This is a genomic window from Lysobacter sp. 5GHs7-4 (assembly GCF_021284765.1).
Classification (GTDB): Bacteria; Pseudomonadota; Gammaproteobacteria; order Xanthomonadales; family Xanthomonadaceae; genus Lysobacter.
On the sequence record NZ_CP089924.1, the window covers coordinates 1,881,827 to 1,894,296 of the forward strand.

The window sequence follows — 12,470 nt, forward strand, 5'->3', positions numbered from 1 at the left end:
GTTCGTCCCCCAAACCCCGGCGCAAGCCGGGGTTTTTTTCTGCGGCCCGCGCGCGCCTGTAAACGATTACTTGCAATCGCGGACACAGTTGCCGGCCGGATCGCATCGCATTTCGCGCTTGCCTTAACAACTCACTCCCTACAATCGCGCCCAGATGAGATTGGAAGGAGCGCGCATGCGCCGAAGAGAAGTGATCCTGGCCGGGCTGTCATGGCCCTTGCTGGGCCTGTGGAGCGCGCCCACGCGCGCGGCCGCCGCCGCGGCCACCGCGTTCGACGAGGACACCGTGCCGGCGCTGGCGCGCGCGCTGGCCGCGCAGGCGTTCAAACCGCAGTCCAAGCAGTTGCCGGCATCGCTGGAGAAGATCGGCTACGACCAGTACCGCGGCATTCGCTACAACCCCGACCAGGCCTTGTGGCGCGGACTGAATCTGCCGTTCCAGGCCCAGTTCTTCCATCGCGGCTTTTTCTTCCGCGACCGCGTCGACATCTACGACGTCAGCGGCGGACGCGCGACGCCGGTGGTGTACCGCCCCTCGCAGTTCCGCTTCCAGGGCGTGAGCGCGCCCAGCGAGAACGACCTGGGCTATGCCGGATTCCGCCTGCACGCGCCGCTCAACCGGCCCGACTACTTCGACGAGGTCTGCGCGTTTCTGGGCGCGAGTTACTTCCGCGCGGTCGCCAAGGGCCAGGCCTACGGTCTGTCCGCGCGCGGCCTGGCCATCAAGACCGCCGATCCGGCCGGCGAGGAATTCCCGGTGTTCCGCGCGTTCTGGCTGGAACGCCCGGCGGCCGGCGCGCAGCGCGCGATCGTGCATGCGCTGATGGACAGCCCCAGCGCCGCCGCGGCATTCCGTTTCACCATCGTGCCCGGCGCGCAGACCGTGTTCGATGTGAGCATGCGCCTGTATCCGCGCGTGAGCCTGGACCGCGTCGGCATCGCGCCGCTGACCAGCATGTACCAGTTCGACGCCAACGACCGCAACGGCATCGACGACTACCGGCCTGCCGTGCACGACTCCGACGGCCTGGCCTTGATCAACGGACGCGGTGAACAGATCTGGCGGCCGCTGCACAATCCGGCGGTGCTGCAGGAAAGCGCGTTCGAGGATCGCGCGCCGCGCGGTTTCGGTCTGATGCAGCGCAAGCGCGAGTTCGCCGACTACGCCGACAGCGAGGCGCATTACGAGCGCCGGCCCAGCGCCTGGGTCGAGCCGGTCGGCGACTGGGGCGAGGGCAGCGTGCGCCTGATCGAAATCCCGACCGCCGACGAATTCCACGACAACATCGTCGCCTACTGGCGTCCGGCGCAGCCGCTGGCGGCCGGACGCGAGCATCGCTACGACTACCGCCTGCATTGGTGCGACCGCCACGAATGGCTGCCGCGCCTGGCCACCGTTTCCGGCACGCGCATCGGCGCGGGTGCCAAGCACACGCGCCGCATCGTGATCGATCTCAGCGGCGGCACGCTCGCACAACTGCCCGCCGGCAGCGAGCCGCGCGCGGTGGTGTCGGCCGGCACGGGTAAGGTCGCCAACGTGGTCGCGCACGCGATGCCCGCGCGCGGGACCTGGCGGATCGCGTTCGAGCTGGACCCCGGCAGCGAGCGCAGCGTCGAGTTGCGCGCGCGTCTGGAAGACGCCGGCGGCGCGCTGTCCGAAACCTGGCTCTATCGTTGGACTGCATGAGCACGGCGCCGATGAGCGCGAGCGCCGCCGATGTCGCCACCGTGCTGCCGCCCGAGGCGCCGCTGGAGATGCCGATCCAGTCGCTGGGCGCGGGCGCGCTGGCCAATCCGCATCCGCCGACCGCGCCGCGCGGCATGGCCTGGCGACGCGCCTACATCCTGGTCGGATCGGGCCTGCTGACCTACATCGCCGCCTACCAGATCTGGTGGGTGCTGCGCGGCAACGGCATCAACGTGCTGGAGGCCTTGCTGCTGGTGCTGTTCGTGGCGCTGTTCGCGTGGATCGCGCTGGCGTTCTTCAGCGCGCTGGCCGGGTTCGTGCAGATCGTGTCGCAGCGGCGCGCGCGCCTGGGCTTGGGCGATACCGGCGCGCTGCCAGAACCCGGCGTGCGCACCGCCTTGCTGATGCCCACTTACAACGAGGATCCGCAGCGTCTGATGGCGGGCCTGCAGGCGATCTACGAATCGGTGGCGGCGACCGGGCGGCTGGACAGTTTCGACTTCTTCGTGCTCAGCGACACCACCCGCGAGCCGATCGCGCAGGCCGAGCGCGTGGCGTTCGCGGCGCTGCGCGAGCGCACCGGCGGGCATGCGCGGCTGTATTACCGCCGGCGCGACGACAACGCCGAGCGCAAGGCCGGCAACATCGCCGAGTGGGTGCGGCGCTTCGGCGGCGCCTATCCGCAGATGCTGATCCTGGACGCCGACAGCCTGATGACCGGCGAGGTGATCGTGCGCCTGGCCGCGGCGATGGAGCGTCATCCCGACGTGGCGCTGATCCAGACCCTGCCGATGATCGTCAACGGCAACACGCTGTTCGCGCGGATGCAGCAGTTCGCCGGGCGCGTGTACGGGCCGGTGATCGCGCACGGCGTGGCCTGGTGGCACGGCGCCGAGAGCAACTACTGGGGCCACAACGCGATCATCCGCACCGCGGCCTTCGCCGCCCATGCCGGCCTGCCGGAGCTGCGCGGCTACCGGCCGTTCGGCGGCACCGTGCTCAGCCACGATTTCGTCGAGGCCGCGTTGCTGCGGCGCGGCGGCTGGGCGCTGCACATGGTGCCGGGCCTGGCCGGCAGCTACGAGGAAGGCCCGCCGTCGCTGACCGACATGCTGGTGCGCGACCGCCGCTGGTGCCAGGGCAACCTGCAGCATTCGGCGGTGCTGCCGGCCAAGGGCCTGCACTGGGTCAGCCGCTGGCATCTGCTGATCGGCATCGGCCATTACTTCACCGCGCCGATGTGGGCGATGCTGATGCTGATCGGCCTGGCGATTCCGCTGGAACGCGCGGGTTTTGTCTGGGGCCACGTTTCGCTGCCGGGTTTCTCGCCGACCCAGTACTGGCGGGAGCAGGATCCCGAGCGCTTCACCTGGGTGTTCGTGGTGACCATGGCGGTGCTGCTGGCGCCCAAGCTGATGGGTTACGTGGCGTCCATGACCGACGGCGCGACCCGGCGCGGTTGCGGCGGCGCGCTGCGTGCGCTGTTGAGCATGCTGCTGGAAACGCTGCTGGCCGCACTGATGGCGCCGGTGACCATGTACGTGCAGTCGCGCGGCATCGCCGAGGTGCTGGCGGGCAGGGATTCGGGCTGGGAATCGCAGCGTCGCGACGACGGCACCCTGCCGTTGTCGGGCCTGGTGCGCAGTTACGGTGGCGCGACGATGCTGGGGCTGCTGTCGTTGTTCATGGCCTATGCGGTGTCGCCGTCGCTGGCGGCGTGGATGTCGCCGGTGATCGCCGGGCTGCTGCTGGCGATACCGATCGTGGCGCTGACCTCGGCGCGCGCGCCGGGGCGTTGGCTGCGCCGCATCGGCATTTTCCGCACGCCGGAGGAGATCGCGCCGCCGCAGGTGCTGCAACGCGCGGCGGAGTTGAGGCGGGCGATCGAGGCGGGGTAGGGGATGGGGTAGGGAGCGGGAGCGAAAGCAACAGCAACGGCAACAGCAAATCCCCCCTAGCCCCCCTTTTTCAAAGGGGGGAACGTCATGCGACGGCGTTCGGCGTCCCCCTTTAAAAAGGGGGGATCTTCATGCGACGGCGTTCGGCTTCCCCCTTTGAAAAAGGGGGATTGAGGGGGATTTGCTTTTGGCTTTGGCTTCTCAGCCCTTCAACCCCACGCCCTTCAACCGCAGGCCGCGCCGCCGCCCTTGAGCGTGATGCGCTCGTACCCGTTGGCCTTGAGCGTGCGCAAGGCGAAGGTGATGTAGCGGTAGTCCAGGTCGGCCTTGCAGCCCTGCAGGATCACTTCGGTGGTCGCCGCCGGGCCCAGGGCGCGGATCGCCAGCGGCAGTTCGACCGGGCCTTGCGGGCTGTACACGCGGCCGTCGTCGAGCAGGTACAGGGCCTGGCTGCGCTTGGCGCCGTCCGCCGCCGGTGCGACGTCCTTGGGCGCGGTGGCCGCCGTCGCGGTGTGTTCCTTGTTGCAAGCGCCCAGCGCCGCGGCCACCAGCATCAGCGTGCCCCAGGCCAGAGCGGAACGTAAGCGGGAAGGGGACATGGGGGAGGGGTCGGTTGCGCGGACGGCCGGCATGATGGGTCAGCGCCGAGGGGCGCGCAATCATCCTAAGGTCGTCAGCGTGCCGGCGGTCGCAATTTCGATTACGGCCGTTCAGGCCGCCAACAGCTTCAGCGCGATGCCCAGGCCGGCCGCGTCCTGCGGCTCGCCTTCCAGGTCGGCGCGCACCAGCGGCCGGGAGTCCAGCCAGCGCTTGGACACGGTCAGGGTCAGGGTGTTGCCCTCGGCGTGCGCATCCAACTGCGGAATCGGATCGGCCTCGTGGGCGCGGTGCAGCAAGACCGCCAGACGCAGCAGCGCGGCGCTGCGGCGTGCGCTCGCCAACAGGCGATCGGGCAGGGCGTCGAAGGCGCTCTTGGGAATGCCGCGGCGATGGGTGCGCATCAGCGCAGCCAGGAACTGCTGCTGCTGACGCGAGAAGCCGGAGATGTCGGAGTGCTCGACCACGTAGGCGCCATGCACGTGGTACTGGCTGTGCGCGAGCGCCAGGCCCAGCTCGTGCAGGCGCGCGGCGCGGCTCAGCATCAGGCGGTCGTCGGGGTCCAGCGCCCAGGCGCCGGCGACCTGGTCGAACAGGCGCAGCATGGTGCTCTCCACGCGTGCGGCCTGGCCTTCGTCGATGCCGTAACGCTGCATCATCGCCGCCACCGAGGCATCGCGCGGATCGTCGGCGCCGCCGCGGCCGAGCATGTCGTACAGCACGCCCTCGCGCATCGCCGCCTTGCTCACCGCCATCCGGCTCAGGCCCAGCGCGTTGAAGGCGGCCTCCAGCACCAGGATGCCGCCGGCGATCACCGGACGGCGGTCGGCGGACAGGCCGGGCAGGTCGATCAGGTCGATGCGTTCGGCCTGCAGCAGGCGGTCGCGCACCAGCGGCAGCGCCTCGGCGGTGACCGCGCCCTTGGTCAGCTTCATCGCCGCGCAGATGTCGCCGATCGCCTTGTTGGTGCCCGACGAGCCCAGCGCTTCCTGCCAACCCAGCGCGCGGTAGGTACCGGCGAACTGCTGGAACTCGGCGGTGACTTCGGTCAGCGCGTCGCGCCACTTCTTCTTCGACAGCTTGCCGTTCTCGAAGAAGCGGCGGGTGGTGGCGATGCAGCCCAGCTGCAGGCTTTCGCGCTCGATCGCCTCGAAGCCGCTGCCGATGATGCATTCGGTGGAGCCGCCGCCGATGTCGATCACCAGGCGCAGTTCGCCGGGCTTGGACGGCTGCGCGTGGGCCACGCCTAGGTAGATCAGGCGCGCCTCTTCGCGGCCGGCCACCACTTCGATGGCGTGGCCCAGCGCGGTTTCGGCCGGCATCAGGAAGCTCTGCGGCGCGGCCAGGCGGCGCACGGTGTTGGTCGCGATCGCGCGCACGCGTTGCGGCGGCACGTCGCGGATGCGCTGGCCGAAGCGCGACAGGCATTCCAGCGCGCGCTGGCGCACTTCCGGGCTCAGGCCGCCCTTGCGGTCCAAGCCCTCGGCCATGCGCACGGTCTCGCGCAGGCGGTCGACGATGCGCAGCTGGCCCAGCACGTAACGCGCGACCACCATGTGGAAACTGTTCGAGCCCAGGTCGACGGCGGCGAGCAGGTCGCCGTCCTGGAGCGGCAGGGCGGTGGTCGGGTAAGCGTCGTTCATCCGCAGATTTTCGCCAATAAAGTGGCTTGTGCGGAATGGGGCATGGCGTCGCCTTGCGGCACGGCCCGGTCGTAGCCGCCGTCGGCGCGCAGTTCCCAGGCGTTGAGGTTGTCGGCCAGGTAGTTGCTCAGGGCCTCATCAAAGACGCGTTCGGCCAGGGCCGGGTCGAGGATGGGGAAGCCGGTCTCGACCCGGCGCAGCAGGTTGCGCTCCAGCCAGTCGGCGCTGGAGCAGAACAGGTCGGGCTCGCCGTCGTTGCCGAACCAGTAGACGCGGTGGTGTTCGAGGAAGCGGCCGACGATGGAGCGCACGCGGATGTTGTCCGACACGCCGGGCACGCCGGGGCGCAGGGTGCAGGCGCCGCGCACGATCAGGTCGATCTGCACCCCGGCCTGCGAGGCCTGGTACAGCGCGCGGATCACCTGCGGCTCGTTGAGGGCGTTCATCTTGGCGACGATGCGCGCCGGCCTGCCGGCGCGTGCATGCTTGGTCTCGCGGTCGATGCGCTTGAGCACGCCCGCGTGCAGGGTGAAGGGCGACTGCAGCAGGCGCTTGAGCTTCAGCGACGGCGCCAGGCCGGACAGCTGCTGGAAGATCAGGTGCACGTCGTTGCCGATGTCCGGATCGGCGGTGATCAGGCCGAAGTCGGTGTACGCGCGCGCGGTGCCGCTGTGGTAGTTGCCGGTGCCCAGGTGCACGTAGCGGCGCAGCTTGCGGCCCTCGCGGCGCACGATCAGCAGCATCTTGGCGTGGGTCTTGTAGCCGACCACGCCGTACACGACCTGCACGCCGGCCTCCTGCAGGCGGTCGGCCAGGCCCAGGTTGGCTTCCTCGTCGAAGCGCGCGCGCAGTTCGACCACCACGGTCACGTCCTTGCCGTTGCGCGCGGCCTGCACCAGCTGTTCGACGATCGGCGAATCCTTGCCGGCGCGGTACAGGGTCTGCTTGATCGCCAGCACGTTCGGGTCTTCGGCGGCTTGGCGGATCAGCTCCAGCACCGGCGTGAACGCGTCGAAGGGATGGTGCAGCAGCACGTCGCCGTTGCCGACCTTGTCGAACATGCTCTCCACGCCCGGCAGCTGGCGCTGCTGGTAGGGCGGGAACTTGAGTTCGGGGCGCTGGACCAGGTCGTAGACCTGGATCACGCGGTTGAGGTTGACCGGGCCGTTGATGCGGTAGACCGCGTTCTCGGGCAGGTCGAAGTTTTCCAGCAGGCTGCGCACGATCGGCTTGGGGCACTGCTCGGCGATCTCCAGCCGCACCGCGCGCAGGTAGCCGCGCCCGACCAGCTCGTCGCGCAGGGCCAGGGCGATGTTGTCGACCTCCTCCTCGTCCACCAGCAGTTCGGAGTTGCGGGTCACGCGGAACTGGTAGGCGCCCTTGACGTCCATGCCCGGGAACAGCTCGTCGACGAAGGTCGACAGCACCGAGGACAGGAACACGAAATCGTGCTGTCCGCCGGACACGTTCTCCGGCATCTGGATGATGCGCGGCAGCGAGCGCGGCGCGCGCACGATGGCGAGGTTGCCGGCGCGGCCGAACGCGTCCTTGCCTTCCAGCACCACCACGATGTTGAGCGACTTGTTGAGGATCTTGGGGAACGGGTGCGCCGGGTCCAGGCCCAGCGGCGACAGCACTGGCATCACTTCCTCGCGGAAGTAGTTGCGCAGCCAGCGGGTCTGGGCGGCGTTCCAGGAGTCGCGTCCCAGCACGCGCACGCCGGCGTCGCGCAGGGCCGGGCGCAGCACTTCGTTCCAGCATTCGTACTGCGCCTTGACCAGGTCGGCGGCGCGGTCGTGGATGCGCGACAGCACGGTCGCCGGCGGCAGGCCGTCGGCGCCGGGAATCAGGCCCAGGTCCTGCGCATGGCGCAGGGTGCCGGCGCGGATCTCGAAGAACTCGTCGAGGTTGGTGCAGGAGATGCACAGGTACTTCAACCGCTCCAGCAGCGGCACCTGCGGGTCCTGCGCCTGCGCCAGCACGCGGAAGTTGAAATCCAGCTGCGACAGCTCGCGATTGAAGTACAGGCTGTGGTCGCGCAGCGGATCGGTGTCGTGGCCGGCGTCGGACAGCGTGTTGGTGAGGGCGGCGTTCATGGCGGGCTCGAGATTCACGGGCGGGTCGCGCTGGAGGAGGGCGGGCGGCGGACGGTCGGTACGCAACTATCGGAACAGGAGGATCGGGGCATGACGATCAAGGCAACACGTCGGGCAGCGTATCGAGGTAAGCGTGATCGCGGCTGCGCATGCGGTCGACGCCGAAGTGGCAGGCGAAGCTGCTGCCGCGCCCGACCTCGCTGACGATCTCCAGCCGCGCCTGGTGCAGGTTCAGCACGTGCTTGACGATGGACAGGCCCAGGCCGGTGCCGCCGCTTTCGCGCGAACGGCTGGTGGACACGCGGTAGAAGCGCTCGGTGATGCGCGGCAGGTGCGCGGCCGGGATGCCGTAGCCGCTGTCGATCACTTCCAGCACCACGCCGCGGCCGTTGCCGGCCTGTTCGGGGCGGAAGCGGATTTTGATCGAGCCGCCGGCCGGGGTGTAGCGGATCGCGTTGCTGACCAGGTTGGAGAAGGCGCTGTGCAGCTCCTTGTTGGAACCCCACAGGTCCACGCCGGCCAGATCCTCCATCGAGATCTCGTGGCGGCCCTGGCTCAGCGCCATCGCCTCGCGCTTGAGCGTGGACAGCATCGAGGACATGGCCACGGTTTCCTCGGCCGGCAGGCTGTCCTGCGATTCCAGCCGCGACAGCATCAGCAGGTCCTCGACCAGTTGGGTCATGCGCTGCGACTGGCGCTGCATCTCGGCCAGCATCGGCGCCCAGTCCGGGTGCTCGCTGGGGTCCAGCATGTCGAGGTAGCCGTGCACCACGGTCAGCGGCGTGCGCAGCTCGTGCGAGACGTTGGCGACGAAGTCGCGCCGCATCTGCTCCAACTGCAGCAGGCGGCTGACGTCGCGCGCCACCAGCAGCCACAGGTTTTCCGAGTACGGGATCAGGCGCAGGCTCAGCGTCGCCGACGGGTTCCACGGCGAGGCGGCTTCCAGCGGTTCGGCGTTGCGCCCCGCGGCCAGCCAGTGCGACAGCTGCAGCGGCTGCAGCTTCTGCGACAGCGAGCCGCCGATGTCGCGCGGATAGCGCAGGCCGAGCAGGCCGTTGGCGGCCTGGTTGAACCACTGGATGCGCTGGCTGTTGCGTTCCACCACCACGATCGCGTCGGGCAGCGCGGCGGCGGCGGCGCGGTAGGCGCGCAGCATCTCGATCAGGCGCCGCTTGCGTCCGCGCATCTCGGCCTGGCTGCGGTGCAGCAGGCGGTCGAGTTCGTTCCAGATGCCTTCGCCCAGCGGCGGCGTCAGGCGCTGGCGCGCGGTCAGGCGGATCAGCACGCTGCGCAGCCGCCAGTAATGCCAGGCGACCACGCTCAGCGCGGCCAGCGTCACCACCGGCCAGGGGTGGCCGATCGCCAGACCGGCCACGGCCGCGGCCACCAGGACCAGCAACAGCTGTCCCAGGGTGCGGAACCAGGCGGATCGGGCGCGGGGTGGCATACCCGCCAAGCTTACGCGGCGAGCGAGGCGGAAAAACGATACCCGGCGCCGCGCACCGTCTGGACCATACCGTCGAGACGGTGCGGTTCCAGGGTCTTGCGCAGGCGGCGGATGTGCACGTCGACCGTGCGCTCCTCGACATAGACGCTGCCGCCCCAGACGTGGTCCAGCAGCTGCGTGCGCGAGTACACGCGCTCGGGATGGGTCATGAAGAAGTGCAGCAGGCGGTACTCGGTGGGGCCGATCTGCACCGCCTGGTCGCCGCCGTCGCCCTGGGCGAACACGCGGTGGGCGGCGCCGTCGATGCGCAGCGGGCCGATGCCGACGCTGCCGTCCTCGTCGTCCTCGCGCGAGCGGCGCAGCACGGCGCGGATGCGCGCCAGCAGTTCGCGCGCCGAGAACGGCTTGACCACGTAGTCGTCGACGCCGGCTTCCAGGCCGCCGACGCGGTCGTTCTCTTCGCCGCGCGCGGTCAGCATGATGATCGGGATCTCGCGGGTCAGCGATTCCTTGCGCCAGCGCCGCGCCAGCTCCAGGCCGCTGGTGCCGGGCAGCATCCAGTCCAGCAGGATCAGGTCGGGGACGCGGTCGGCGATCGCCGCCTGGGCCTCGCGCGCGTCGCCGGCATGGATCGGGTCGTACTCGCCCTTGCGCAGGGCAAAGGAGACCATGTCGCGGATGGCGGGTTCGTCTTCGACTATGAGGATGCGCTTCTGCACGCGGTCACCGGGGGAGTGGAGGCGGGTCGGCGGAATGCCCCGGAAAACAGGGCTCCTGGAAACCGCGCCAGTACACTACCGTTTTGTGACGCCCGCGTGACACTGTCGCAAACGCCGGGAACGGCAATGCGCGAACAGCGACGGGGTGCCCATAACCGCCCGCGGCCATCGCCGACCCGCGTTCAGCGCCTGCGCAGATCCTCGTCCTTCACGCCCTGGCGCCGCAGCTCCAGCACGGTCGGGGTGATCGCGGCGATCCGCGCCTCGATGCGGGCGCGGGCGTAGTAATCCAGCTCGGGACGCTTCTTGAGGGTGTTGAGCTGGACCAGGGCCTGTTCCGGGCGTCCGCCGAGGTAGGCGGCCTCGGCATAGGCCTCGCCGGCGCGGATCGGGTCGCCCGCGATCTCACAGGCGCGTGCGAACGCGCGCTGGAACAGCGCGTCCTCGCTGGAGGCGCCCATCAGCGGCCGCAGCACCGCCTGCGCGCGCTTGCCGGCCTCGACCGTGTTGCGCTCGGACAGGGTGCGGGCGTAGGTCAGGGCGACCGCGCGGTTGTTGGGCATCTGCCGCAGCAGCGATTCGAAGCGCGCGTCGGCCGTGGCGGTCTTGCCGCTCTGGGCCTCGGCCTCGCTCAGCGCCAAGCTCAACCACAGGTGGCCGGGGTGCTGCTCCAACAGTTCGGCGAACACCGGCGCCGCCGCGCCGGCCTGATTGGCGCGCATGCGCGCCACCGCCAGGCCGTAGCGCTGGGCGTCGTCCAGCTTGGCCTTGCCCAGGCGCTCGTACTCGGCGATGGCGTCGCGCGGCGACTCGGCGCTGAGCACGCGCATGCGCTCGCGCGCGAACTCGAAGAAGCCGGTGTCGCCGCCGGACAGCGCATAGCCCTGCAGGCGCAGCCCGTTGGGCACCAGCGGGTTGTCCAGCCCACGCGAGTCGCTGGGCAGGGTGTAGCCGTTCTTGGGGATGCGCTCGCTGCGCGTGGCGTTGGGCGTGTTGGTGGTGGCGATCACCGTGCTGCGCTCGATCTGCTCGGCGCGCGCCTTGGCCTCGCTGATGCGCGTGGTGGTGACCGGGTGGGTCAGCAGGTAGTCGGGCGTGGGGCCGAAGTAGCCGGCTTTGTTGCTGCGCGACTTGGCCTGCATCTTGGCGAAGAAATCCGCCATCGCCGCCGGGTCGTACTGGCTGCGCGCCAGGGTCTGGATGCCCAGGCGGTCGGCCTCGGATTCGTTGGAACGGGTGTAGTCGATCTGGCGCTGCTGCATCAGGCCCATCGCCGAGACCATCGCCGCCTGCGCGGCGTCGTCGGCGGAATTGCCGCCGGCGGCCTGGGCGGCGACGATCGCGCCCAGCATCGCCAACAGGATCGGCAGCTGGTCGCGCTGCGCGCGCTCGACGCCGCGCAGCACGTGCTGCTGGGTGACGTGGGCGATTTCGTGCGACAGCACCGCGGCCACTTCGTCCTCGCGCTCGGCCGCCAGCACCAGGCCGACGTTCACGCCGATATAGCCGCCGAGGGTGGCGAAGGCGTTGATCTGGCGCTGGCGCATCACGAAGAAGGTGAAGGGCTGGCGCGGGCGGTCGCTGCTGGCGGCCAGGCGCGTGCCCAGGGTGTCCAGCCAGCTGTTGATCAGCGGGTCTTCCAGCAGATAGTCGTAGTGGCGCAGCTGCGCCAGCAGCATCGCGCCGTATTCGCGCTCCTGCGCCGGGGTCAGCAGTTCGCCGGCGGACGAGCCGATGTCGGGCAGGCTCGATTCCTGGGCCGGCGCGCAGACGCTGGCGACGGCGAGGGTGATGGCGGCGGAGAGCAGGGCGATACGGCGCAAGCAGGCGTTCCTCGGTCGCGGGTGGTGCGGGCGGCGGGTGCACGTTCGCACGGCAGAATGCGGCCCGCCACGTCCGGCGGTGTGAATCATCCATTAATCGGACCGCCGATCGGCACAGTCCGCACGGGGGCGCACGGTGCCGATGGACGACAGCGTTCCGCAGGCGCGGTTTAATGGTGCGCCATGCGGGCCCATATTCGACCGCAGGCACCCCGCCAAGTTTCATCCGGAGAACCGTCTTGAGCGCCAACGACACCGCGCCGCACGCACCGCCCGAGAAGATCGTGATCTATACCACCGCGATCTGTCCCTATTGCGTGGCCGCGAAGAACTTCCTGAAGAGCAAGGGCGAGTCCTGGACCGAGGTCCGGATCGACCTGGATCCGGCCGAACGGCAGAAGATGATGGCGCTGACGCGCCGCACCAGCGTGCCGCAGATCTTTATCCGCGGCACCCACGTCGGCGGCTACGACGACATGATCGCGCTGCATCGCGCGGGCGGCCTGGAGCCGCTGCTGGCGGGCGTCTGACGCCGCCGGCATTCGCGTACCGTCCGGCGC

Annotated in this window: 9 protein-coding genes; 3 read left to right on the forward strand and 6 right to left on the reverse strand. The window is 69.8% G+C overall.

The features are described 5' to 3' along the window. Positions 1–175: 175 nt before the first annotated feature. Both LVB77_RS08435 and mdoH read left to right on the forward strand, forming a co-directional pair. Entirely contained in the window at positions 176–1,687 is a 1,512-nt protein-coding gene (locus LVB77_RS08435) for a glucan biosynthesis protein (RefSeq protein WP_232909707.1), read from the forward strand. A gap of 11 nt (positions 1,688–1,698) precedes the next feature. After that, positions 1,699–3,585, forward strand: coding sequence for a glucans biosynthesis glucosyltransferase MdoH (mdoH, locus tag LVB77_RS08440; RefSeq protein ID WP_232909708.1), 1,887 nt, complete (start codon positions 1,699–1,701; stop codon positions 3,583–3,585). A 224-nt stretch (positions 3,586–3,809) separates the two neighbouring features. On the opposite strand, the gene LVB77_RS08445 is transcribed toward mdoH, so the two are convergent. From LVB77_RS08445 to LVB77_RS08470, 6 genes are all read right to left on the reverse strand, one after another. After that, positions 3,810–4,184 (reverse strand): hypothetical protein, encoded by a 375-nt coding sequence (locus LVB77_RS08445; RefSeq protein WP_232909709.1) that lies wholly within the window; start codon positions 4,182–4,184, stop codon positions 3,810–3,812. A 111-nt stretch (positions 4,185–4,295) separates the two neighbouring features. After that, positions 4,296–5,825 carry an exopolyphosphatase gene (gene ppx / locus LVB77_RS08450; protein ID WP_232909710.1) on the reverse strand — a complete coding sequence of 510 codons (1,530 nt, stop codon included), beginning with the start codon at positions 5,823–5,825 and terminating at the stop codon, positions 4,296–4,298. Then, positions 5,822–7,921, reverse strand: coding sequence for a polyphosphate kinase 1 (ppk1, locus tag LVB77_RS08455; protein ID WP_232909711.1), 2,100 nt, complete (start codon positions 7,919–7,921; stop codon positions 5,822–5,824). Before ppk1 ends, ppx begins: the two co-directional genes overlap by 4 nt. A 97-nt stretch (positions 7,922–8,018) precedes the next feature. Next, a complete protein-coding gene (gene phoR, locus LVB77_RS08460; protein WP_232909712.1) occupies positions 8,019–9,368 on the reverse strand; it encodes a phosphate regulon sensor histidine kinase PhoR in 1,350 nt (449 codons plus the stop codon). Between the two features lie 11 nt (positions 9,369–9,379). After that, on the reverse strand, positions 9,380–10,087 hold the full coding sequence (phoB, locus tag LVB77_RS08465; RefSeq protein WP_055909545.1) for a phosphate regulon transcriptional regulator PhoB: 708 nt from the start codon (positions 10,085–10,087) through the stop codon (positions 9,380–9,382). Positions 10,088–10,269: 182 nt separating this feature from the next. Continuing rightward, entirely contained in the window at positions 10,270–11,910 is a 1,641-nt protein-coding gene (locus LVB77_RS08470; protein WP_232909713.1) for a M48 family metalloprotease, read from the reverse strand. Positions 11,911–12,149: 239 nt separating this feature from the next. Here LVB77_RS08470 and grxC point away from each other — a divergent pair, with 239 nt between their 5' ends. After that, complete coding sequence (grxC, locus tag LVB77_RS08475; protein WP_232909714.1) at positions 12,150–12,440, forward strand: glutaredoxin 3; 291 nt, start codon at positions 12,150–12,152, stop codon at positions 12,438–12,440. The last annotated feature ends 30 nt before the right edge of the window (positions 12,441–12,470 follow it).

Bases quoted from the DNA above. Each gene is read 5' to 3' on its own strand.
- LVB77_RS08435 (WP_232909707.1), top strand. From the start codon at position 176: ATGCGCCGAAGAGAAGTGATCCTGGCCGGGCTGTCATGGCCCTTGCTG.
- mdoH (WP_232909708.1), top strand. From the start codon at position 1,699: ATGAGCGCGAGCGCCGCCGATGTCGCCACCGTGCTGCCGCCCGAGGCG.
- LVB77_RS08445 (WP_232909709.1), bottom strand. From the start codon at position 4,184: ATGTCCCCTTCCCGCTTACGTTCCGCTCTGGCCTGGGGCACGCTGATG.
- ppx (WP_232909710.1), bottom strand. From the start codon at position 5,825: ATGAACGACGCTTACCCGACCACCGCCCTGCCGCTCCAGGACGGCGAC.
- ppk1 (WP_232909711.1), bottom strand. From the start codon at position 7,921: ATGAACGCCGCCCTCACCAACACGCTGTCCGACGCCGGCCACGACACC.
- phoR (WP_232909712.1), bottom strand. From the start codon at position 9,368: ATGCCACCCCGCGCCCGATCCGCCTGGTTCCGCACCCTGGGACAGCTG.